We start from the raw sequence: 22,175 nt of genomic DNA, 5'->3' as shown, positions 1-22,175 counted from the left end.
CAGGGGAGACGGCCGGGGCCCGGGTCACACGGCAGCCGTTTCCGGCGCGGGCCATGCGGCCCGGCTGCCCAACTGCGGTGCGGCGACAATGGCCTTGATGGCGTGCCAGCGCTGAAGGACGTCGCCCTGTGGCCCGCATGCGGTGATCACGCAGCTCAGTTCCAGGGGCCCGCGCTCCAGGAGGTCGACGACGATCACGAACGGTTCGTCGTCCGGCAGCGGGGCGAAGAGCTGAACCCGTTCCACCGAGACGGGCAGACACCGGTGGCCGCACAGCCGCCGCCCCAGCAGGGCCGCTGCTTGCAGGAGCAGGTCGGCCAAGGCGGGGCTGTAGAGCGAGCCCGCGTATGCGCCGTGAGCCAGCGGCGGGTCGGGCATCCGGGCGGTGATCGTCAACCGGGTGTCGTCCTCCGTCAGGATCGTGCCGAGCCCCCGAAGCAGCGGTCCGTGGAAGAGGAGCCCGTCCTGGTACGCATCGCTCTCCCCGCTCCCGGGCGGTGGGCCCTGCGGTACGCCCAGAGCAGGGGGAGCGGTGTCGCCCGCCACGGCCCGGAACAGGCCCTCGTAGCGCGGCAACGGCCTGCGCACGCCGTCGTCGTGGAAGGACAGGTGCAGTTCGGCGGCGGCGGGGTCCCCGGGCTGTACCGCGATTCTTGCCCGGGGAGGTTCCGAGCCGTCCAGGACGAGGCCCTTGCGCACCCGGAAGTCACGCACCTCGGTCACGGCGTGGCCGGGACGCAGCCGCTCGGCCACGTTGATGCCCCATCCGACGGCCGCGGTCATGGGCAACACGGGCCGGCTGTCGATGCTGTGGTCGATCAGGACCGGCTCCTGTGCCAGCCCCGCCAAGTCGCGCAGCACGGAGACGTTCTGGGCAGGAAGGACGGGCGCCCAGAAGATGGAGCGGAGCGGGCCCAGGACACTCACCGTCCCGGCACTCGGCGCGGAGGTCAGCTCGTCGGTGAAGTACGTACATCCCTGCTCGCGGGTCAGCAGCCCCACGCCGAGCTGGGTGAACAGGGCCTGCGCCTCGGCGGACGCCATGCCGCCCTGCCAGGGCCCCCAGGCCATGGCGCTGACCGAGCACGCGGGATGCGTCGCCTGCCAGGCGCAGGCGAACCGGTTCAGGGCCTCGTTGGCCATCGCGTAGTCCGTTTGACGGCCGTTGCCGTAGATGCCGGAGATGGAGGTGAAGACCACGAGATGACGCAGGTTGTCGGCGGGGAGGGCGGCCAGCACGTTCAGCAGCCCGGTGACCTTGGTGTCCACCACGTGTGCGACGTCTTGAGGTGTCTTCAAAGGCAGTGGCTTGTCGGCGAGCACACCCGCACCATGGATCACCCCGGTCACGCGGGTGGCGTACGGTGCGAGCGCCGTCGCGACGGCTCGCGGGTCGGCCACGTCGGCCGCTACGTAAATGGCTTCGGCGCCCTCGGCGTGCAGGGCCGCCAACGTGGCCCGGATCTCCGCCTGTTGACGGACGCGGTTCACTTCGGCGTCCAGTTCGTCGCGCACGGCGGGGGCATCGATGTTCCGGCCCTCGGCCGCGGCGTGCGCCCGGCAGGCCGAGGTGAGGGAGGCGGGGTCGTCGATTCCGACGGCCCAGCCGGGGAGTTCCCGCAAAGGGGTACGGCCCAGCAAGACGAATCCGCAGGCCCGCTCGGCCGCGAGGGCGCCGCAACACCAGGCGGTGATGCCTCGGGCGCCACCGGTGACCACCAGCAGGTCCCTGGTCGAGGGTGCGGTGTCCGCCGAGGTCGCGGGCGCGTCGGGTGTCACGGGCGTCACCGTGGGGGTCGCGCGTCGCTTTCCGTCCCAGGCGACCTCGGACATGCTGACGGCGTCAGTCGTCTCCGTGACGAAGCGCGCGGCAGCGGCGGCGGGATCGAGCTCGGGGGCGACGTCCACGGCACGGCAGAACAGACTCGGTTCTTCGACGCCGACGGCTTTGACCAGCCCGCCCAAGCCGCCGAGGAGGGCAGTGGTTCCGTCGCCGCCGCTGCCACTGAGCCCGAGCGCCCCGTCCATGTGGGTCAGGGCCATGAAAGCAGCACGATGTCCGGTCCTCGCGGTGTCCTTGAGAGCCGGTGTCACGTGCTTGGCGACGAGCACCGCATGGCTCAGCCGCGCGACCGTCTCTCCGGTTTCCGTGCTCGGCGTGCCACGGCCGGCGGGCAGGACGCACAGATCCAGCCTGTCCGTCGAGGCCAATACGTCCGCGATCCCCGACCGCAGGGTGTCCTCCTGCCAGTCTTCGAGGGCTGTGTGTCCTTCGATCGCGGCACCGGGCAGGGCCAGCCGCCGGACGTTCCATCCTCGCGCGGCCAGAGCCATGGACACCGCCTCGGCCAGCGCGCTGGCGTCGTCCACCACCAGGGCCGTGGGAAGGGGTCCGTAGGCGTCCGCCAGCGCGTCCACCTCGGGCAGGGGGCGCAGGGTCAGGTGCCCCCGGCCGATCGGCACGGGCGGCGGCCCCTCGTCGGGGCGGACGGCCGAACTGGTGGCGATCTCCACAAGAAGCAGGGCGAGTTCACGCACCGTACGGGCCTGGGCGAACCGGTAGATCTCCTCGCGCGGCAGGAAGGGGTAGCGCCGCCATGCCTCGGAGGCGATCTCGACCTGCTTCAGCGAGTCGATGCCCAAGTCGGTCTGGATGTCGAGGTCCGGCGCGACCATCTCGACGGTGTACCCCGTCTTCTCCGCGACCAGCTCACGCAAAATCCGCTCGGCCTGCACCGCGTCCACGGTCGCAAGGGCGAGTTCCGACGGCCTGTCCGGGTCGGTGGTCTCCGAACTCTCGGCATCCAGCCGCGTCGCACGGCCGGGACCGTCCGCTTCGACGTCGCGCGCCGTTTCGGTGAGCCTGGGTGACGACTGACGGGGAAGGGACACCAGGTGATCCGCGGGCGCGGCGAGCGGCTCCCTACCTTCGGCGTCGCCTCCGCTGCTGTGCGCTGCGTCGTCGGTGCCCGTGCCACCGGGCCGTGCCGTCACGGGATCGCCACTACCCCGCCCCAGCCGGACCAGTTCGAGCATCACGTCCTGGGCGTGGATGTGGGCGCGGCTCAGCGCAAGGCTGTGCTCCTTGACCGCCTCCACCTGGGCGAGCAGTGCGGGATGCGTCTCCTGTCCCGCGTCGTTGGCCACGAGATCCGTCAGGGTGCGCGCCGTATGGAGCTGCCCCTCCAAATACTGTGCGTGCAGGCCGAGTTGCTCGGTCGCGGCACCTGTCCAGGCGTCGAGTCCCGACGCGGCAGTGTCCGCCGTGACCGGCGGCTCCTGCGTCGGAAGTACGGCGGGCGTGCACTGGTACGCACGGTTCAGGGTGCTCTCGTACGACGGCCGGCATGCTTCGACCGCGAAGGAGGGCCCCTCAAGGAGCCGTGCCACGGGGGAGGCGGCGGCGCGTGGCGCTGGGACAGGTGCCTGGTAGCGGTTGATGTCTCCGATCTCCAGACCCAGCACCGCCAGGCGCACGGCGGCGTACGTCAGGGTCGCCGCGCCGTCGGTGTTGGCGCCGCCGTCCGTGGCGATGGTCTCGACCCCGGGGTCCCGCACGGTGCGCGACACCAGCCGGCTCAGTACCTGTCCCGGCCCGAACTCGACGAAGACGCGGAACCCGTCGGCGTACAGCTCCCGCACCCGGCCGGCGAAGTCCACCGGCCGGAGCATGTGTTCGCTCAGTGTGCGGCAGTTGGCCACGGGATCGTGACCGTACGAGGAGCCCGGAGAGCCGGTGAGCACCCGTGTGGCCGGGGGCAGTACTCCCACTGCGCCGACTGCCTCGGCGAAGAGATCAGCGGCGTGCTTGACCAGGGGGGTGTGGAACGCCCCGGCGACCGGTAGCCGATGCGTGACCACCTGCCGGGCACGGCAGTCCGCGGCCAGCGCGTCCACGGCAGCGCAAGGACCGCCCACGACGATCTCGTCCGGTGCGTTGAGGTTGCACAGGCTCAACTTCGGGTAGATCAGGGCGAGTTCGTCCCAGACCTCGCGGGACGCGCGGAGCGCCAGCATGGCTCCACTGTCATAGCCGTCCGCCTGGGCAGGGGGCTCCATGGCCTGTCCCCGTTTGCGGGTCAGAGCCAGACAGTCGTCGTCGCTGAGACTCCCGGCCGCCCACAGTGCGGTCAGTTCGCCGCAACTGTGCCCCAGCAGGCCGTGCGGGGCGAACCCCAGCCCGGACAGGTACTGGTACTGGCCCATGGAGAGCGCCCCGATGGCCGCCTGCGCGTATGAGGTACGACGCAGCCGGGCCGTGGCCCGCGGGTCCCGCTGTCCGGAGACGGGGAAGACCACTTCGGCGAGGGTCTCCCCGTCCGCCTCGTCCTCCTTCGGCGGCCACAGGGCGTTGGCCCGGTCGAATACGGCGCGAACCGGCGGGACGCACAGGAGGGCCCGGAGGCCCATGCCGGGATACTGGCTGCCCTGTCCGGCGAAGAGGGCCGCCACTTTGGTACCGGGTGCAACGCCCGCCCGCCGGTAGGTCATCCGGCCGGGAAGCTCCCAGTCGTCCGCCGCGGGATCGGCTTCCAGACGGGTGATCGCCTGTGCTACCAGGGATGCCAGCTCCGACTCGTCGGCGGCCACTGCTCCCAGCCGGACGTGATCGGCGGGGACGGGACCCCCCGGCTGCGGCGCGCGGCCTTCACGCAGAAGCGTGACCAGGGCTTCGACATCGCGGGCGTGCCACACGGCGGCCGAAGGTGCTGAGTGCCATACGTGCGTCGGAACACCGGAGGAGGCATGTTCCTCCAGGACCGCGTGAAAGTTCACTCCGCCGAAACCGAACGCCGAGACGGCCCCGCGGCGTACGGGCCGGTGGGGCTCCCGCACCCAGGGCCGTGCCTGCCCGTTGACGTACAGGGCGTTTTGATCGGCCGCTTCGTTCACCGTGTCGACGTTGATCGTCGGCGGCAGCACCTTGTGGTGCAGGGCCAGCGCGGTCTTGATGAGCCCCGCCGCACCAGCCGCCGCCTTCGTGTGGCCGATCTGCGATTTCACACTGCCCACAGCGGCACGATGGGCAGGGCCGGCCGGCCCCAGCAGAGCACTGAGCGCCCCGAGTTCCACCGCGTCACCCACCGCCGTGCCGGTCCCGTGCGCCTCGATGAGCTGCACGGAGCCCACCGGCAGTTCGGCATCCTCGTATGCACGCCGCAGGGCCGCCAGTTGGCCGTCCCCGCTGGGTCCGTAGATGCTCGGAGTCCGGCCGTCGCTGGAACTGCCGAGGCCGCGCAGCACGGCGTAGATCCGGTCACCGTCGCGCTCGGCGTCGGCGAGGCGTTTCAGGGCCAGCATGCCGATTCCCTCGCCGATCAGGGTGCCGTCGGCCGCTGTGTCGAAGGGGCGGACGGTGCCACTGGGGGAGAGGGCCGGCGTCTTGCTGAAGCACATGAAAGCGGTGACGGAATTGTCCGCGTCACATCCACCGGTGATCATGAGATCGGCCCGGTGCTCGACCAATTCGCTGACGGCCATGCGCAGCGCTGCCAGTGAACTGGCGCACGCGGCATCGACCGTGCAGTTCGCCGCGCCGAATCCGAAGCGGTTGGCGATGCGCCCGGCCACCACGTTGGCGAGCGTCCCGGGGAAGCTGTCCTCGGTCCACGCCGGGGACGCCGCCTTGAACCGTGCGGTGATCTCCTCGGCGTCCCGCTCGGACAGGCCACAACTGAGCGCCGCCTCCCGCACCACGGGGGCGTACAGGCGCGAACCGAGCGGGAACATCGTGGTGTTCTGGCCGCACACCCCGAGGATGACGCCCGTACGGGCCGGGTCGTACCACCCTGATTCCCCACAGCGGGCATCGGCGAGCACATCACGAGCCACCTGGAGGCTGAGCAGTTGCACCAGGCCGATGGAGTCCAGAGTCGATGGCGGCATCGCGAACTCGGCGGGGTCGAAAACCGTCGGTGGCAGAAAACCTCCACGACGTGCGTAGGTCTTGTCCACGGCGAACATGTCGGGGTCGTAATGGTCGTCGACCCGCCAGCTTTTCTCCGGCACATCGGTAATGCAGTCACGACCGGCCACCACATTGCGCCAGAACTCTCTGACGTCATGCGCCTGCGGAAACATTCCGGCTACACCCGTGATGGCGATCGGGTTCCTGGCAAGCCGGAACGCCTCTGTGCGCGACATATTTTCCCATCCGTGAGGTCAACGGAAGTCGGTTCATAGAATTAACACCAGGCCGGAATTGCGGTGAAACGCAGGGCGGCGCTGGAAGCAGTCCACAATGTCATGCCGACGCGTTCTCTCCTCACGCTTCGCATTCGAGCGCAACGTCATTGACGGCGCATTTCATGCGCCAGATACCAGCTCCGCGCAGGGGACGGTCGAGATGCCGGATCAGGCGAATACGCTAATTCGGGTGAGATGTGCGAGAGTCGCCGGGCGCCGCGGTCCGTGCCGAGGCAGGACCACGCGTCCGTGGCGGAGGAGGCTCGCGGCAGCGGCTGGAGGACGGGTGCCGATTCCCGTCGACGCTTCGGCATGTGCGTCACTCCTCGCCGGTTCCTGGCGGGCGGCCTGCACGCGATGCGCGAGGGGTGGTGCGGGAGAGCGGGTGGGGCCAGTCGGTCGGTCACAAGGACCACCGCCCTCGCCTCGGTACGGGAGACACCAGCGCTACTCGGCAGCACCGCAGTTGTCCTTGCGCCGGCCACTCGAACGCCCCAGAAACGCCGCCGAACTAGTGAGTGGCGCCGAGAAGTTAGTGACTCGTGCGCAGATAATGGTGGAACTCGGTATCGTGAGCAGTAGTTCAGGGTCCAGGGAGGGTGAATGAGCCAGCCGTACGACGAGGCTGTGATGAATGCGACCGAAGCCCGCCGGGAGCTCTTCGCTCTGGTGAGGCGCGCCGAGAAGGACGGGCTCACCACCGAGATCCACAAGCACGGCGAGCGCGTCGTGCTGGCCCCGCTCGACCGGTTCCCGGCGGCGCGGAAGGCCGATGCGTTCCCCTCCCATGCGCTGAGTGCGGCGCAGAAGGACTTCGGCGAGCTGCTCACGCTGGCAGCCCAGGGAGAGCCGCAGGTGCTGAGGCGAAGCAGCACCCCCGTTGCGGTACTGCTCCCCGTCGGCAGCCCGTCAGGTGCTCTCTCACCCGAGACGACCGCGCGCCGCGGTGACGCGGTGCTCGCAGGAGGCGCGGTGAACGGTGACGACGAACAAGAGGGTGAGAGCGCCCCGCGCCGGCTCGCCACGCTCGGCGACGCCATCGGTGCCGTGCTGGCGGCCGGACCGGCGACGGGCCCGACGTTCGGGTTGCCCGGCCTCGATGCCGCGACCGGCGGTCTGCAACCCGGCCGCCTGACGCTGGTGGCTGCCGCCCCGAACGTCGGCGGAAGTCTGCTGGGCCTGGCAGCCGCGCGGCAGACCGCGCTCGTCGACGACCACCGCGTTCTGTACGCGGCGTCGGGCCCGAACCAGGGCGACATCATGCGCCGGATCCTCTCCGCGCAGACCGGGGGCGATTATCCGCGACTGAAGCAGGGCCGACTCACTCCGCACGAGCAGCAGGTGGCTCAGGAGCTCGTCCACGCGCCGCTGTTGATCGACGACGGCAGCGAGTTGACCGCCGAAGCCATCGCGGAGACCGCGCCTTACGTCCAGGACCTCGCCCTGGTCGTGGTCGACCGGCTCCAGGCCACGGACAACGCCCGGCTCCCGCTCTCCGGCGCCCGTCTGCGTGACGCCTCGCAGGTGCTGGCTGCTCTGGCCCGCGCCCTGCACGTGCCGGTCCTCGCCATCGTGGACAGCGCCGATCCCGCCCTCCTGCGGCTTCTGGACGCCGATATCCTCCTGACGCTCGCACCGACCGAGGACTCGACCAGGGTTCAGGTCACCATCGCGGAACGCGATTTCGGCACGATCGCCTCGGCCTGCCTCGAGCCCGACCTGCTGCACGCCCGCTTCCTCGACGTCGGCACCGGCCCCGCCCGACCCACGGGCAGTGAGGAGCCCGGGCAGGGAAGCGTGGGTAGCGCCGTGGAGCGCGAACTGGCCGCAGCGGCCCTGCCCTACACCTCCGGTGCCCAGCGGGGGCTCGCGTCCGCGCTGACCCATGAACTGGCCGCGCTGCGCACCACTCTGGCCGGCGGCGACCAAGCAGCCCTCGACGAACTCACTCCGTCCCTGCTCCAGGCATCCACCGCTCCGGCTCCGCTGCCGGAGACGGCCGAAGGGCGCCGCCTGGCCGCAGCCCTTCGTGCCTACGCCGAGGCCGCCATCCCGCCCGCCGAAGCCGCCAAAGAAGGCGAGCGCGCGACGGCACCCGAAGCGGCCGACGACGGGGAGGAGCAACTCCAGCCGGGCGATGAGGAAGACGAACCGGAAGGCGCACCGTTCCCCGCCCTGAAGCTCCTCAAGGAAGCGGTCGCCCGCTCGAAGATGCACCCGATCAAGGTCATTCGTACCGAGGAGCGGGAGAGCGGGCCGTGGCCGCTGATCAGCGAGCACATGGACGGCGAGCCGCGCTGGGTGCACCCCGATGTCACCAGCAGGCGCGTCCCGTACGACAGGCCGAACCGCAAGCGGGTCCGGCGCGACCAGCTCGACGTCCCGGACACGTTCGGCGATGGTGTGCTGTGCCTGATCGACCGTAACGGCAGCTATCCGTCGGCCTGTTCGGCCGTTCCCCTGGCCCCCAACAAACTGCTGCACACCGGCCCCCTCGAAGAGTTCGACAAGGCCGGGGCCGGCATCTACCTGATCGACGTCCCGCAGTGGACCCGCACGGACATGCCGCACCCCCTCGGTCGCATCATCGACCGGCCCGACGATGAGGGCCGCGTGTGGGTGACCACCCCCCACATCAAGCAGCTGGTCAGGCTCGTGCGCGACGGCCACCTGTCCACGATGCCGGCCATCCACGACTCCTGGACCGGCAAGGCCAACGAGTCGCTGTTCAAGCCCTTCTACGAAGCCGCCCGCGCCGCACGTACGGAACTCATCCAGGTCGGCGGCGACCCCTACAGGGCGTACAAGACACGGCTGTCGATCGCATTGCGTCTGCTGTGGCCCAAGCGCCAGGAGCAGAAGTCCCCGTTCTGGCGGCCGGACTGGCGCATGAGCATGGTTGCCGAGGCCTCCGTACGGCACTGGACCGTCGCGTTCAAGGCTGTCCAGGAAGGCCACCGGCTCATCGCCCTGCGCAACGTGGACGCGGCTGTCTTCTGGACCCCGCCCGGCACCGCCCCGGACACCTACCGGATCGGGACGGGTTTCGGCGAGGTCAAGGCCAAGTTCATCCAGCCCGGCCAGATGATCCCCGAAGGTGACGACTGATGGCCGGCCCCACCGGTCACGGCCCGTCGCTCGGCGCGGCCCTCAACAACCTCCTGCGCGCCCGCGTCACACCACGTCACCGACTGTCGTCCTACAACGCCCAGCACTGGCACGCCCAACTCAGCCAGCTCACCGGCACGCACCGCGGCTACCGCGCCCTGGAAGACGCCGGCCTCGAGGTGACGGCCAAGACTCTCATCACCTGGCTGTCCGACCCCGAGTACAACGTCCGCCGCGGCTACCGCGATCTCATCCACACCGCCTACGAGAACGTGGCGATCGTTCCGGCCGACCCGATCCCCAACCCCGTCAAGGACGGCCAGTACGAGATCAGCGGTTACGTCACCACCGGCACCGACCGGCGTAACCGCGGAACCCCCGATGCCGCCCCACTGCGGATCGACGGAAGCCGCGGCAACTGGACGGCAATCGAGGGTCTTTGGATGTCCGGCGAGCTCACCGACGACACTCTCGAAGACCACTTCATCGACGACGTCATCGTCGAAGACATCGGCGAAGGCACCGACGGCTGGGACTTCGACGGCAGCACCTACTCCGTCGAACTCAGGTGACTCAGCCCTCCATTGAGGGACACATGCCGACCGCTCGACCACCACCCACTCCATGGAACCCGGCTCCGGCTCCGGTGCCGGAGCCGCTGCCAGGGAATGCTGCCGACGCGGCGAAAGACCCGTGAAGGGGTGCAAATGATCTCTGTTGACGAAGTCGATGCTCTGGCGGCCAAGGCGCATGCCGCGCAGGAAAACAGGATCGGCGTGCCCTACGTCGAGCACGTTCGGTCCGTGGCCGCAGGGCTCGCCCCGTTCGGCGACGAACTCGTCATGGCGGGCCTGTTGCACGACATCCTGGAAGACACCGACTGGACCGCTGAGCGTCTGCGTGAGGCCGGCGTTCCTGCCCGCGTCGTCGAGATCGTCGAAGCGGTGACCAACCAGCCCGGGGTGGCGTAACCGAGAAGATACGACGCATCACAGCAGACCCCGAGGCAACCCTCGTCAAGGTCGCCGACAACGCACACAACTCCCTCCTCGACCGCGCCGCGCGACTGCCCGCCGACAAGCGGGAGCGTCTGGACGCGAAGTACCGCTCCGCGCGTGCCGTCCTGTGGGCCGCGGCGGATCGAGACGACATCGCGGCCATCATCCGTATCGTCAACCCGTCGCTACTCGTGGACTTGAGCGTCCACGGCTGAGGGTGCGCACGTGCTGGGCGCCCCCCTGTCACCGTCCTTGGCTGAGGACGCTCGCGACGATGCCCAGCACGACGAGGACTGTCGCGAGCACAACCATCCGTAGGCGAGGGCGAGTTGACGGGACCGGTGCCGTCCGGTTGGCGGGTGGCTGAGGGCCGGCCTGGTTGGGTGACCGGTGCGGGGCGGGTGAGGGAGCGAGGCTGGTCGGGGCGTACGGGTCAGGCGCAGGTCCCGGGGCGGACTGCGACGGATCCAGGACGGTAGGTGTGTGGGCCGGCAAGGATTCGGGTGAGGGTGCGGGTGTCACACGGGACGGCGACGGTGCGAAGTCCAGCAGCTGGCTTGCATTACGCCCTAGTTGCTCCAGCACCAGGGCGGGAAGCCAAGGTCGCGCCGCCTGCCCGCCGGTGCGCGTGGTGATGTCCTGGAGGCTGGGGCGCAAGGACGGATCCTTGTGCAGACACGCCCGCACAAGACCGAGTAGAGAATCCGGCACCCCATCGAGATCCGGCGCTTCCTCGGCGACGCGGAACATCAGCGCGTGCAGCCCGCTGTCGAGGGTGCCGAAAGGCGAGCGCCCCGTGGCGGCGTAGGCGAGGACCGAGCCCAGGCAGAACACGTCGGAGGCGGGGGTGAGTTTGAGACCGCGTACCTGCTCGGGGGACATGAAGCCGGGGGACCCGATCACCGCGCCGGTGCGCGTCAGCGGGCCTTCGGCGACAGTCCCAAGAGCCCGGGCGATGCCGAAGTCGATGACGCGAGGGCCGTCGACCGTGAGAAGGACGTTGGACGGCTTGAGGTCGCGGTGGATCAACCCGGCCGCATGGATGTCGGTCAACGCGCGTGCCAGGCCGTCCCCGAGGGAGCACACGGACGCCTCCGGCAGCGGACCGAAGTCCCGGGCCACCACATCGTGCAGAGACGGACCGGCCACGTACTGGGTTGCCACCCATGGCACCCGCGCCTCGGTGTCGGCATCGAGCACGGCGGCCGTCCAAGCCCCGCCCACGCGCCGGGCGGCGGCCACCTCGTAGGCGAAGCGCTTGCGGAAGTCGGGCTGCGCCGCGTACTCGGCCTGTACGACCTTCACCGCAACGGTACGTCCGACATCGGAGCGACCGAGATAGACCAAACCCATGCCACCTGCCCCGAGGCGGGCGATGAGCCGGTAGGAGCCTATGTGCGCGGGGTCCTCGGCGATCAGCGGTTCCACGGGAAGAACATAGCCCAACCCCCGGGCAGGTGAGGCCAGGTCGAGCCACGGGGGCTCACGCTCGCGGTCAGATCCTCGCGCCCCGACGGCAGCCGTCCTCCACCGCGCCCGGCGGGGCTCTGGATTTACGGTCGGGTTCGGGAGCCGAAGCTCAGTCAGTGTTCAGGACTGCCCATGCCTCGGGACGTTGCTTCGTCGCCGATGCCACGGAGCACTTCGGCGAGCCACACGAATCCGTACCCCACGACGCGGTCGGGGTCGGACAACATGTCTTCCAGATGGTTCCACGACTCGGAGATCATTCCGATGGTGAGTTCTCGCGGCTCGTTGTAGATCTCGTAAGCCTGATCCGAGGGCACGGACCAGAATGCCTCTTTGTTGATCTCCAGCGTCTGTTCGCCGGCGCGCATCTTTTCCGTGAGTAGATCGAACACTGATTGGAGTTTGTCCACTGGGATTTCAACCATCAGGAAAGGCTCCCGTTACATACGACTCGATGGAGTTCCGTTGTTGCGGAGTTGGTCCGGGGTAGCTGTCGTGGACAAGAACCCGCGTGGCGCTCGCCAGCACATAGTACGTGTGCTACGCGAAGCATTCGACCTGCCTTTTCGCAGGTCAAGCGCAGTTTGGGGGTCCGGCGAAGAGCGTGGGCGTCCGTGGTTGTACGGGGTTGTTGCCGTCACCACCGGCCGTCAGGCCCTTCAGCCCAGGTATGGCTTCTCGCGCTGTTCCAAGAAGTATCGGAGACTGAGTCGTTGGGTGTGGTCATCGGCAACTGTTCGATCTCTTCAGGCGGTCCAGACCGTAGTTCGGTGGATTCGTCTGAGATTTCCAGCTGGCCGCCGGTGATGCGGGCTGTGAAGCAGACGTTGAACTGGCGGCGCACCTCGCCGTCGGCGTAAGCGATGACTTGTTACGGATCGGTGTAGGTGGCGACCAAACCGGTGATCTCGACGTCGAGGCCGGTCTCTTCCCTGACTTCACGGACGGCCGTGCCGGGCAGGGAGTCGGTGAGGTCCATGCCGCCGCCGGGCAACGACCACAGCTCGTTGTCGCGACGGGGCTAGAGCAGGACGCGCCCGTGGCCGTCGGTGACGACGGCGGAGGCGGCGGCGACCATGCTGTTCGGCTTGGGCGCGTTCGGGTCGTCGTAGTACTCGGTGCGGGCACCGTCAGCCTTCCTCTCGTACGGGGGTTGCTGCCGTCCCTACGGCGTCGAAGCTCTCGGCGTAGATGTCGAGCATGCGGCCCGTCTCGTGTCGGCGGAGATGCAATACGGGGGTGACGTACGCGTTGACGTGCCAGGGGGTGACGTACGCGTTGATGTGCCAAGTGCGGGCGTTAGCGAGTCGCTGGTCGTCGGCGCGGTAGGGGGAGTTGTAGAGCTTGGTGGCGTGGGTGCGGACGTCGATGCAGGGGTGTCGGCGGGCGGCTCGTAGTGCATGAGGGCGAGGTGGCGGCGGGGTTCGATGCTGTGGCCGAACGGCTCCTCCTTGCCCCGGGCTTGGACGTTGTCGTTGTCGGGGTCTCCGATCGCGATGCGGACGGTGCAGCCTTCGGCGGCGCGTTCGGTGGGGAGTGAGCTCAGCCGCAGGTACGCCTCGTGGAGGAAAACGACCGTGTAGACCAGGGTGTCGATCCGTTCCCGGGCAGGGGGCGCCAGGTCGGTGAAGGTCAAGACGGGGAGGTCGGCCCCCTCTGCTCGCGAAGCTGTTGGGCCACGCTCACATCGGCGTCCCGCCACCGTCTACGCCCACGTTCGACTCCGTCTTCACGCGCCGCCGGAGTCGACCGACCGGCGCTCGTTCTCCGGCAGCGCCACCATAGGCGGAGGAGCTGCCCGCAGACGTCCTGGTCCCGCCCTCGTGCGTGAAGCCGCGAGGCCCGCTGCCATCCGCGGCCCGACTCCGGGGTGTCTCGCCTGCGGAACCGCCGAGCGAGAAGCCGGGAAGCCGGGAAGTTTTCCACCGTCGTCTGGTGAGTTGAAGAGGTGGGCGCCCGCGGCGAGCTTCAGTTCTCGCACGCGCAGCCCGCGCCGGCTTTCGCCTCCGCGGGGGACTGGGCGGGGTCGAGGGCCTGCTCGTCGGGCGTGCGGCAGGCGGTGGTGCCGCAGCAGGCGTCCGGTGCGCCCGCCGCGCTCTTGCCCAGCGTGTCAACGTCGGCCTTCACGACGTACACCTCCCACGGCTCTTTGCCGGGGCCGGTGACCCAGGTCTTGTCCTGGAGGGCGTAGCAGCAGGAGGTGTCGTTCTCCTCGAAGGTGGCCAGGCCCGCGTCCTTGAGGCGGGCGGTGGCGGCGGCCACCTGCTCTGTGGTCCCGACCTCGACGCCGAGGTGGTCCAGGCGGGTGTCCTCGTCGGCCTCACCCTCGATGAGGACGAGCTTGAGCGGGGGCTCGGTGAGGGCGAAGTTCGCGTAGCCGGTGCGGCGCTTGGCCGGTTCGGCGTTGAAGAGCTTGGAGTAGAAGGCGATGGAACCTTCGAGGTCGGCAACGCGCAGGGCGAGCTGAACACGGGACATGGCGGTGATCTCCCTGATCCGAGGCCTATTTCGACATTCGTCGATACAGCGAGCTTGGCTCTCGGGATAGATGGCTGTCAACATAGACGCATGTCGAATCTTGAACTGCCAGTGCTCGGCCAGGACGAAGCGGCGGCGTGCTGCTCGCCAATGGTCAGCGAGCCCTTGGGCGAGGAAGCCGCCGCCGATCTGGCGAAGATGTTCAAGGCCTTGTCGGACCCCGTACGGTTGCGGCTGCTGTCGCTGATCGCCTCGTACGCGGGAGGCGAGGCCTGTGTCTGCGACCTGACCGGCCCCTTCGACGTGTCCCAGCCGACCATCTCCCACCACTTGAAGGTGCTGCGCGAGGCCGGCCTGGTCGGCTCCGAGCGCCGCGGGACATGGGTCTACTACTGGGTGCTGCCCGCCGCGCTGGCCAAACTGTCCTCCCTGCTGCAGGCTCCGGCTGCCACCGCCACCACCCCTGTGGCGAGTGCGAGATGACCGGAACAGCTCCGCTCGGGCGCCGGGCCGCGGTCGAGTTCGTGGGCACCGGCGCCCTGGTCGCGGTCGTCGTCGGCTCCGGCATTCAGGCGACCAAGCTGTCCCAGGACGTGGGCGTGCAGCTGCTGGCCAACTCGCTGGCCACCGTGTTCGGCCTCGGCGTGCTGATCACCCTGCTCGGCCCGGTCTCCGGGGCGCATCTCAACCCCGCCGTCACCCTGGCCGCCTGGTGGACCGGCCGACGCGACGGCGAGGGTCCGAACCTGTGCGAGGTCTTCGCCTACCTGCCTGCCCAAATCCTGGGTGCAATCGGCGGGGCGGTACTGGCGGATGCGATGTTCGCCGAGCCGCTGGTGCGCTGGTCCACCCACGACCGCTGGGCCCCGCATCTGTGGCTGGGCGAAGTCGTGGCGACCGCCGGACTCATCCTGCTGATCTTCGGCCTGGCCCGCGTCGGTCGGGCACACTTCGCCCCGGTCGCGGTCGCCTCCTACATCGGTGCCGCCTACTGGTTCACCTCCAGCACGTCGTTCGCCAACCCGGCCGTCACGGTCGGCCGTGCGTTCACCGACACCTTCGCCGGGATCGCCCCGGTCTCGACGCTGCCGTTCGTCGCCGCCCAACTCCTCGGGCTGGCGGTCGGTGTCGCCCTGGTCGCCGTGCTGTTCGGCCGCCCGGCCGTGGCTGCCGCCGAGGACGTCGTGGTCCCACACGGGGAACACCACCCGGCCGTCGCCGCCCGCCGAGCCCCGCCGCCGCTGTTCCTGCCCGAAGGATGACCCCGTGAGCTCTCCCGCTGTCCCGTCCGTGCTGTTCGTCTGCGTTCACAACGCCGGCCGTTCGCAGATGGCCGCCGCCTTCCTCACCCGCCTCGGCGGCGACCAGGTCGAGGTCCGCTCCGCCGGGTCCGCCCCGGCCGACACCGTGAACCCGGCCGTGGTCGAGGCGCTGGCCGAGGTCGGCATCGACATTTCCGCCGAGGTGCCGAAAGTGCTCACCGTCGAGGCGGTGAAGGCCTCCGACGTGGTGATCACGATGGGTTGCGGCGACGCATGCCCGTACTTCCCCGGCAAGCGGTATCTGGACTGGCAGCTGGACGACCCGGCCGGGCATGGCCTCGACGCCGTGCGGCCGATCCGGGACCAGATCGAGCGGCGCGTCCGCGGCCTGCTCGCCGAACTCGGCATCGAAGCCGCATCATGAACACCCCCGTGCCCATCGCGGCGATGCTGCCCGAGCACGCCGAACAGGTGCTGACGATCTACCAACACGGCATCGACGGCGGCGACGCCACCTTCGAGACCACCGCCCCCAGCTGGGAGGCGTTCGACGCCGCCCGGCTCACCGAGCACCGCCTGGTCGCCCTCGATGCCGCAGGCCGGGTGCTCGGCTGGGCAGCCGTCGTGCCGGTCTCCGACCGATGCGCCTACGCCGGCGTGGTCGAGCACTCCGTCTACGTGCACCCCGAGGCCCGCGGCCGTGGCCTCGGCCTCGCCCTGCTCCAGGCCCTGCTGGCCTCCACCGATGCCGCCGGCATCTGGACCGTCCAGTCCGGCATCTTCCCGGAGAACACCGCCAGCCTCGCTCTGCACGCCCGGGCCGGCTTCCGCGTGGTCGGCACCCGCGAACGCCTGGGCCGCCACCACGGACGCTGGCGCGACGTCGTCCTCGTCGAGCGCCGGAGCCCCACCGTCTCCTGAACGGACACAGGCCCGGGGCCGCCTCCAGCGAAGTGCCCCCCGGGCCCGGCTGATGAATGGCTCAACGCGATCGCCCACGGCCAGGGCGTCAGCCTCACCGCGGAGGCGACCGCCCGTTTCTATCAGCGCCCGGACATCGTCTATCGACCCGTTACGGGCGTCAGCCACAGCCGGATCGGTGTCGCCCGAGCCCACACCCAACCGGACGACGCCGTCGACGCCTTCGTCCTCAGCTGCCGTGCCGTATGCAGAGACGGCAGCCTCGTGGCCGGCCCAACCCTGAACAGCTGACCACACCCCGCGCTCCGGCATAGGCCGGGACACCAGCCGCCGTCTACCAGGACCACCGCGACTACGTCCGGAACAACACCGGAGGCGGCGCCACTCCGCGCGACAACGACAACCACGTCGTGGCCGCCAAGTCTTGGGGCCGCCACCGACCGCGCAGCTCCCCCTGTCGTCGAGTTTCGCGCGCGAGAACGGATGAGGGGGCATCGATAAGCGTTGTGTTATTGATCGGCTCACGAAGTCCGCGTTGATCCCTCGGTGGCGTCGGGGGACGCTGGTTCGTGTCGGGGACGGCTCGTGTCGCGGGTTCCTGACGCTCGACCAGTCCGTGACGCGCAGGAGTTGAACCGACGTGAGCGAGAGGCTCGACATGACGGTGACCTACGCGGTGCACAACGCGCTGCGCAGGAAAAGGGGGCACGGTGCCCGGGCCGTCGCTGTTCATCGTGCCGGTCTGCGGCGTGTGCTGCGTGTGGCCCCGGGCTGGGGGATGTTCCAGAGCGCCATGCACGCTCACCAAGCCGCTGAGGACAGGCGTTGTGGCCGCCGCTGCGGCAGGCCCTGGCAGGGCGGCGCTTCGATCTGACGCGCCTGGAGGCGATCGAGGCCGAACACGCCGCTCTCGTCCTCCTTGTCGCAGCGGTCGACGACGGATTGACCGACGTCCATATCGGGCCGGACCTCCTGCGGGAGCTCGCCGACTGTCTGGTCACGGGCCTGGACAAGCACCTCGACCACGAGGAGGAAACCGTCCTTCCGCTGGTTCAAGCCGTCTTGAGCCTGGAGCAGTCGGATCTCTTCGAACGCGCCCATGCCCGCTGGATCGAACCGTGTGCGGCGCGGTTCCTGCCCTGGCTCCTGGACGGCGCCGACGAGCGGACCGTCGTCTCGGTCTGCGCCAACTCCTGCCGAAGCACGCGCACCACGTGTACGTGCAGCGGTGGCGGCCTCAATACGAGGCGCTCGACCTGTGGGGGACCCGCGACACCGTCACCGTCCCCCAGCCGTGAGTCCCGCGTTACCCCGTTCCCGACTCACACCTTCTTCTCTCTCACCACACCCTCAAGGAGTTCCCTTGTCCACGGCCGAATCCGCTCGAAGATCTGCCGGCTCCGCACCGATGTCGGAGCCCAACTCTTCGGCTTCTCCCGTGCCCCTGCGCCGATGGCTCGCCCTGGTGGCCGTGGCCGTCGGCACCTTCGCCATGGTGACAGCCGAGCAGTTGCCGATGGGGCTGCTCACTCCCATCGGTGGTTCGTTGGACGTGTCCGAGGGGACCGCCGGACTGCTCGTCACCGTGCCGGGCCTCGTCGCGTCCGCCACCGCACCCCTGCTGCCCGTCCTCATCCGGCGGGCCGATCGACGCACCGTCCTGATCGCCCTCCTGGGTCTGATGGCCGCCGCCAACGCGCTTTCCGTGCTCACCTCCGACTTCACCGAGCTGCTCGTCTCGCGTTTCCTCATCGGCATCAGCATCGGCGGGTTCTGGGCGCTCGCGGCCGGTATCGCGGTGAGCATGGTGCCCACCGTGCATGTCGGCCGGGCCACCGCGCTCGTCTTCGGCGGTGCCACGGCTGCCAACGTGCTGGGCGTCCCGGCCGGGACGCTCATCGGGGAGTTCAGCAGTTGGCGGACCGCGTTCGCCACCGTCGGCGGCCTCGGCCTCTTCGTCGTCGTCGCGCTGCTCCTGCTTCTGCCGTCCCTGCCCGCATCCGCTCCCGTCCGGCTGAGCACACTCGCGGCCCAGTTCCGCAACCCTGCCGTCCGCACCGGAGTACTCACCACGTTTCTGCTGGTGGGAGGACACTTCGCGGCGTTCACCTTCGTCAGCCCCGCCCTGCGGGAGATCTCGGGCATCAGCCAGAGCATGGTGGGTCCGCTTCTCCTCGTGTTCGGCGTCGCCGGCATCCTGGGCAACTTCCTCGCCGGTGCGGTCGTGGGCCGCGACGTGCGGCGTGTGGTCATGATGATCGGCTGTTCGCTCGCCCTGATCCTGGCGCTCTTCCCCCTCCTGGGGACCAGCCCCGCGGGCGGGATCGTGCTGTTGATCGGCTGGGGCCTGGCCTTCGGCGGAGTCCCGGTGAGCGTCCAGACCTGGATCTTGCAGTCGGCGCCCCGCGAGGCCGAGGCCGCCACCGCTCTGAACACTTCGGTGTTCAATCTGGCCGTCGCCCTCGGTGCCCTGTTCGGCGGCCTCGCCGTCGACGCCGCCGGCCTCGATGTCGCGCTCTGGGGCGCGGCGGCGGTCGGCCTGATCACCACGATCACGGTCTGGCGCACCCGGGGCACGGCGGTCTGACGCCGTCACGTCCGGGTTCCCGTCGGCCGGCCCGCGTCCGCCGGGCCGGCCGACGGAACTTCCACCGATCTCTCCAAGGCCGAGACCACGGCATCGCTCGTCCGGAAATCGGCCGCCGACTACCACTGAGGAAGCCTCTATGAAGCCACAAGTCGCCGGTGTCCGCGCTGCCCAGGAGGACGTGGACGCCATCGTGGCACTGGTCGCCGAGTTCGAGCACGCCCAACAGAACGCTCTGCCCGACGCGTTCGTGGGACTCTTCCGGCACGATGCCTTCTGGTCGATCCCCTACGGCACCGCGCTGACGGGCATCGACGAGATCGGCGTCTTCGCGCGCCGGGTGCTGCCCGCCACGGTAGGACAGCAGTTGACCTCGTCCTTCGAGACGGAATACATCCAGTTCATCCGCCCGGACGTCGCCATGGTCCGGGTCCGGCACAGACCCGTGACCCGCGACGGCGAGTTGCTGGACAACCTGCTTTCCCGCCACCGCGAGGGGAGGGGCCGACGCGGGGGGTGCCGGGAGTCGAGCGAGGCCGGCCGTCGGTGGGTGTCGCTGGTGACGGCGTGTCCGGGTGTTGCCCCGGGCACCGCGCTCCACCTCATGACGAAGGCGGACGGCCGATGGCTCGTTGCCTTCGCGCAGAGCACCGCGCCCGTAGAGGTCGTAGAAACCCTCGAAGTCGACCTGCCCGCCGTGTGCTGACCCGACCACGCACGGTCATCCGCCGCCAGCCGCCACCAGCCCCGCCAACTACGAGAAGGGAACAGTCTGTTCGTATGTCACGAGATTTCACGGTCGCGGCAGTGGACATCCGCCTGCGCGGTGTCGACTCCTTGGGCGATGGGCCCCCGCTGCTCTTCCTCAACGGGGGTTTCTCCACACGGCGTCAGTGGAACCGGGTTATCGACCGCTTGGGCGGCAGATACCGGACCATCGCGTTCGACGACCGTGCGAGCGGCGGGTCGGGTCCTTCCGCGGACTTCTCGGTGCGTGACGCAATCGATGACGTGGACCGGGTGATCGAGGCAACGGTGCTGCGGCAGCCGATCCTGGTCGGCTGGTCCCACGGCGCGACGATCGCCGTGTGTTACGCGGCGGAGTACCCGGAGCTCGTCGGCGGCTTGGCCCTCATCGACGGCGCTTACCCGGTTTCGCTGCTCGACGAGGCCGGCAAGGACCGGGTACGCGCAGCCTTCCGCGGATCGGGCCGGCTCACGCGCGTCGTGGCCGGGCTCGGCGGCGCCCCCGGGCTGTCCCCCCAGCAGAGGGCGGAAGCCGTCATCGCGATAGACGAGGTGAACGGTGAACTCGCGGCCGATTTCGCGGCCTTGCGTTGTCCGACCACCTTCGTGGTCGGGGGCGGCGGCCACCCCGGGGCGTCCCAGGACCGAACGCGCATGCTGGGGGCAGCCGTACGGGCCGCGGCGGACAATGCCCAGGTGACGGTGTTCGCGACCGCGAATGGCCGTCCGGCGCGCGTCCTCGCCCGGGATGCCGACATTGTGGCCGCCGCGATCGACGAGGTCGCCCAGCGGTCGACGTGTCTGGCGGTCCGGTGACGGGGCACGGTGGCCGGCGACCGACGTACGGTCGCGGGCTCCGGCGCGCAGGGGAGCGGTCCGGACTGCTCTCCAGGCACTGCCCCCGAGCACCCGGGCGGCGTGTCAGAACTGGAACGTGCCGAGTTCGCGGACCGTGTCGGCGAGGGCGCGGATCGCGTCGTTCTCGGACTCGGTCCGCCAGACGAGGGCGTAGGACAGGGCCGCCAGTTCGGGGACGGGGACCCAGCTGATGTTCGGCATGCCCCAGTGCCGGGTCACGTGACTGGGGAAGCTGTGGATGGTCTCTCCCATCCCCACCTGGTTGATCATGTCTTCGGCGTTGGTCGTGGGTCGACCACGCTCGATCAGTCGCCCCCGCGGTGTGTTGAAGGGCAAGTAGCCGTTGACCCAGTAGTCGGGAAGGTCGGACGGCATGGCGTGCTGGAAGTCGGCGAACACATTTCCAGCCGTACCGAGCTGCGCTGTGCGAGCGGGTGTTCAGCGGTCACGGCGAGGATCCGGGGATCCCTCATCAGGGTCGGGCCGACGGTGAAGTCCGGCTCCTCGATGGGCGGCCAGAGGACCAGAACGTCGAACTCGCCACTGCGAAGCCGGGCGAACGGGTCGAGATACACCAACTGTCGTACCTCCAGCTCCCACTGGGGGTGCCGCGTCCGGAAAGCCTTCCAGTAGGCGTGGAGGTCGGCGACGTTGAACGGCATCATGCCGATACGGAGCCGGCCGGTGACCCCGCGTGCGGCGAGCCGGTCCGTGTTCGGTGACGGTGGGCGGGGCCCAGAACGCCTCCTTGAGAATGTCCACCTCGCATTCCTCGCCCGTCGTCGGGTCGGTGGCGATGAGGCGGCCGGACAGAGGGCCCGTCTCGATTTGCCGGACGGTCCAGCCGCGTTGTGTGAGTCCGGCGCTGACTGCTTCGACGATCTCGGCGATGGGGGCGGGGTTCTCGGTGGCCACGTCGAGGTCCTGACTGAGGCGCTCCACCAGGCCGTGGGCCTGGACGGCGTAGCCGCCGGTGATGACCAGGGGGTAGGGAGCGCCGATGTCCAGGACGTCGGCGAGGAGCCGGCGGTGCAGGTCGCTCAGGTTCATGCGGCCTGCACGGTACGGACGGCGGCCAGGTCGGGGAAGGCGGCTTCCCACACGTGCCGGATCGGGCGGCTGATCAAGGTCCGGAGCACCGGCCACTGGGCGATGAGCAGGTCCCGGTTGAGGAAGTCGACCAGATCCTGGCGCTGGCCCTCGGCCAGGACCGTCCGGTACAGGCCCATCCGCTGTTTTACGGGCCGGTCAGGTCGTAGGAGCGGCGCCCCGACCAGACGACGTGCAATGGCAGATCGACCATGCCGTGGGCAGGACCCTGTAGGTCTTCCAGGCGGGCAGGGAGCCGCCTCGCGTACTGCTCACACAGAAGCTCGAACGCGTTCGGCACCAGGAAGCGGGACACCTCAGCCATGGCCCCAGTATGGCTTGCTCGGCCTCTGCCGGAGCACCACGGACTTGGTGGCTCCCGGTAAGCGATATTGCACGCCTCGGACACCAACAGCGCGACCACCGAGGTCCACCAGGCGTACGCAAGGCATGGAGGACCAGCTCGGATCG

The 22,175-nt window shown here is 69.5% G+C and carries 15 protein-coding genes and 6 pseudogenes; 10 read left to right on the top strand and 11 right to left on the bottom strand.

Features of this window, described 5'->3' with window-relative positions:
* Nucleotides 1–24 precede the first annotated feature (24 nt).
* Nucleotides 25–6,144, bottom strand: coding sequence for a type I polyketide synthase (locus DWB77_RS00945; protein WP_120719441.1), 6,120 nt, complete (start codon nt 6,142–6,144; stop codon nt 25–27).
* Between the two features lie 645 nt (nt 6,145–6,789).
* Here DWB77_RS00945 and DWB77_RS00940 point away from each other — a divergent pair.
* From DWB77_RS00940 to DWB77_RS00930, 3 genes and pseudogenes are all read left to right on the top strand, one after another.
* Complete coding sequence (locus DWB77_RS00940) at nt 6,790–9,294, top strand: DnaB-like helicase C-terminal domain-containing protein (RefSeq protein ID WP_246033328.1); 2,505 nt, start codon at nt 6,790–6,792, stop codon at nt 9,292–9,294.
* Nucleotides 9,294–9,866 (top strand): hypothetical protein, encoded by a 573-nt coding sequence (locus tag DWB77_RS00935; RefSeq protein ID WP_120719440.1) that lies wholly within the window; start codon nt 9,294–9,296, stop codon nt 9,864–9,866. The genes DWB77_RS00940 and DWB77_RS00935 overlap by 1 nt, the downstream gene beginning before the upstream one ends.
* Before the next feature lie 135 nt (nt 9,867–10,001).
* Nucleotides 10,002–10,507, top strand: a pseudogene (locus DWB77_RS00930) (HD domain-containing protein).
* A gap of 118 nt (nt 10,508–10,625) precedes the next feature.
* Here DWB77_RS00930 and DWB77_RS00925 read toward each other — a convergent pair.
* From DWB77_RS00925 to DWB77_RS00905, 5 genes and pseudogenes are all read right to left on the bottom strand, one after another.
* A pseudogene (locus DWB77_RS00925) lies at nt 10,626–11,720 on the bottom strand (protein kinase domain-containing protein); the annotation flags it as partial.
* A 155-nt stretch (nt 11,721–11,875) separates the two neighbouring features.
* On the bottom strand, nt 11,876–12,154 hold the full coding sequence (locus DWB77_RS00920; RefSeq protein WP_246033327.1) for a hypothetical protein: 279 nt from the start codon (nt 12,152–12,154) through the stop codon (nt 11,876–11,878).
* Between the two features lie 267 nt (nt 12,155–12,421).
* Nucleotides 12,422–12,840: pseudogene (locus DWB77_RS00915) on the bottom strand (NUDIX domain-containing protein).
* 52 nt (nt 12,841–12,892) lie between these two features.
* Nucleotides 12,893–13,413: pseudogene (locus tag DWB77_RS38555) on the bottom strand (XRE family transcriptional regulator); the annotation flags it as partial.
* Nucleotides 13,414–13,730: 317 nt separating this feature from the next.
* Nucleotides 13,731–14,240, bottom strand: coding sequence for an ArsI/CadI family heavy metal resistance metalloenzyme (locus tag DWB77_RS00905; protein WP_120719437.1), 510 nt, complete (start codon nt 14,238–14,240; stop codon nt 13,731–13,733).
* Nucleotides 14,241–14,330: 90 nt separating this feature from the next.
* Between DWB77_RS00905 and DWB77_RS00900 the strand changes: the two genes are divergently transcribed.
* From DWB77_RS00900 to DWB77_RS00885, 4 genes are read left to right on the top strand one after another with little or no spacing between them, the layout of a single operon-like run.
* Nucleotides 14,331–14,723, top strand: coding sequence for an ArsR/SmtB family transcription factor (locus DWB77_RS00900; RefSeq protein ID WP_120719436.1), 393 nt, complete (start codon nt 14,331–14,333; stop codon nt 14,721–14,723).
* A complete protein-coding gene (locus DWB77_RS00895) occupies nt 14,720–15,502 on the top strand; it encodes an aquaporin (protein WP_120719435.1) in 783 nt (260 codons plus the stop codon). Before DWB77_RS00900 ends, DWB77_RS00895 begins: the two co-directional genes overlap by 4 nt.
* A 4-nt stretch (nt 15,503–15,506) precedes the next feature.
* Complete coding sequence (locus DWB77_RS00890) at nt 15,507–15,926, top strand: arsenate reductase ArsC (RefSeq protein ID WP_216826808.1); 420 nt, start codon at nt 15,507–15,509, stop codon at nt 15,924–15,926.
* Nucleotides 15,923–16,423 (top strand): GNAT family N-acetyltransferase, encoded by a 501-nt coding sequence (locus DWB77_RS00885; RefSeq protein ID WP_120719434.1) that lies wholly within the window; start codon nt 15,923–15,925, stop codon nt 16,421–16,423. Before DWB77_RS00890 ends, DWB77_RS00885 begins: the two co-directional genes overlap by 4 nt.
* Before the next feature lie 801 nt (nt 16,424–17,224).
* On the opposite strand, the gene DWB77_RS37435 is transcribed toward DWB77_RS00885, so the two are convergent.
* Nucleotides 17,225–17,524, bottom strand: a complete 300-nt coding sequence (locus DWB77_RS37435) for a hypothetical protein (RefSeq protein ID WP_162952314.1) — start codon at nt 17,522–17,524, stop codon at nt 17,225–17,227.
* 337 nt (nt 17,525–17,861) lie between these two features.
* On the opposite strand from DWB77_RS37435, the gene DWB77_RS00870 reads away from it, so the two are divergent.
* The 3 genes from DWB77_RS00870 (at nt 17,862) to DWB77_RS00860 (ending at nt 20,573) form a co-directional block, all read left to right on the top strand.
* Entirely contained in the window at nt 17,862–19,010 is a 1,149-nt protein-coding gene (locus DWB77_RS00870) for an MFS transporter (RefSeq protein WP_246033326.1), read from the top strand.
* 139 nt (nt 19,011–19,149) lie between these two features.
* Nucleotides 19,150–19,716 carry an NAD-dependent epimerase gene (locus tag DWB77_RS00865; RefSeq protein WP_120719432.1) on the top strand — a complete coding sequence of 189 codons (567 nt, stop codon included), beginning with the start codon at nt 19,150–19,152 and terminating at the stop codon, nt 19,714–19,716.
* A gap of 101 nt (nt 19,717–19,817) precedes the next feature.
* Nucleotides 19,818–20,573: an alpha/beta fold hydrolase gene (locus DWB77_RS00860; protein ID WP_162952313.1), complete on the top strand. Its 756-nt coding sequence runs from the start codon at nt 19,818–19,820 to the stop codon at nt 20,571–20,573.
* A gap of 105 nt (nt 20,574–20,678) precedes the next feature.
* Here the strand turns inward: DWB77_RS00860 and DWB77_RS38345 are convergent, their stop codons facing one another.
* The 4 genes and pseudogenes from DWB77_RS38345 to DWB77_RS00845 all read right to left on the bottom strand — a co-directional run bounded on the left by DWB77_RS38345 (nt 20,679) and on the right by DWB77_RS00845 (nt 22,029).
* Nucleotides 20,679–21,014 carry a hypothetical protein gene (locus tag DWB77_RS38345; protein ID WP_216826937.1) on the bottom strand — a complete coding sequence of 112 codons (336 nt, stop codon included), beginning with the start codon at nt 21,012–21,014 and terminating at the stop codon, nt 20,679–20,681.
* Complete coding sequence (locus DWB77_RS39530) at nt 20,921–21,277, bottom strand: LysR substrate-binding domain-containing protein (RefSeq protein WP_428985182.1); 357 nt, start codon at nt 21,275–21,277, stop codon at nt 20,921–20,923. The genes DWB77_RS38345 and DWB77_RS39530 overlap by 94 nt, the downstream gene beginning before the upstream one ends.
* Nucleotides 21,278–21,320: 43 nt before the next feature.
* A pseudogene (locus DWB77_RS38545) lies at nt 21,321–21,665 on the bottom strand (nucleotidyl transferase AbiEii/AbiGii toxin family protein); the annotation flags it as partial.
* Nucleotides 21,662–22,029, bottom strand: a pseudogene (locus tag DWB77_RS00845) (hypothetical protein). The pseudogenes DWB77_RS00845 and DWB77_RS38545, both read right to left, overlap by 4 nt.
* Between the last annotated feature and the right edge of the window lie 146 nt (nt 22,030–22,175).

Source organism: Streptomyces hundungensis (assembly GCF_003627815.1).
Classification (GTDB): Bacteria; Actinomycetota; Actinomycetes; order Streptomycetales; family Streptomycetaceae; genus Streptomyces; species Streptomyces hundungensis_A.
Note: the sequence above shows the minus strand (reverse complement) of the source record. Positions and strands in the feature narration are given on the sequence as shown.

Excerpts from the sequence above, each read along its gene's own strand:
- DWB77_RS00945 (WP_120719441.1), bottom strand. The coding sequence starts at position 6,144 with ATGTCGCGCACAGAGGCGTTCCGGCTTGCCAGGAACCCGATCGCCATC.
- DWB77_RS00940 (WP_246033328.1), top strand. The coding sequence starts at position 6,790 with ATGAGCCAGCCGTACGACGAGGCTGTGATGAATGCGACCGAAGCCCGC.
- DWB77_RS00935 (WP_120719440.1), top strand. The coding sequence starts at position 9,294 with ATGGCCGGCCCCACCGGTCACGGCCCGTCGCTCGGCGCGGCCCTCAAC.
- DWB77_RS00905 (WP_120719437.1), bottom strand. The coding sequence starts at position 14,240 with ATGTCCCGTGTTCAGCTCGCCCTGCGCGTTGCCGACCTCGAAGGTTCC.
- DWB77_RS00900 (WP_120719436.1), top strand. The coding sequence starts at position 14,331 with ATGTCGAATCTTGAACTGCCAGTGCTCGGCCAGGACGAAGCGGCGGCG.
- DWB77_RS00895 (WP_120719435.1), top strand. The coding sequence starts at position 14,720 with ATGACCGGAACAGCTCCGCTCGGGCGCCGGGCCGCGGTCGAGTTCGTG.
- DWB77_RS00885 (WP_120719434.1), top strand. The coding sequence starts at position 15,923 with ATGAACACCCCCGTGCCCATCGCGGCGATGCTGCCCGAGCACGCCGAA.
- DWB77_RS37435 (WP_162952314.1), bottom strand. The coding sequence starts at position 17,524 with ATGGGCGCGTTCGAAGAGATCCGACTGCTCCAGGCTCAAGACGGCTTG.
- DWB77_RS00865 (WP_120719432.1), top strand. The coding sequence starts at position 19,150 with ATGAAGCCACAAGTCGCCGGTGTCCGCGCTGCCCAGGAGGACGTGGAC.
- DWB77_RS39530 (WP_428985182.1), bottom strand. The coding sequence starts at position 21,277 with ATGCCGTTCAACGTCGCCGACCTCCACGCCTACTGGAAGGCTTTCCGG.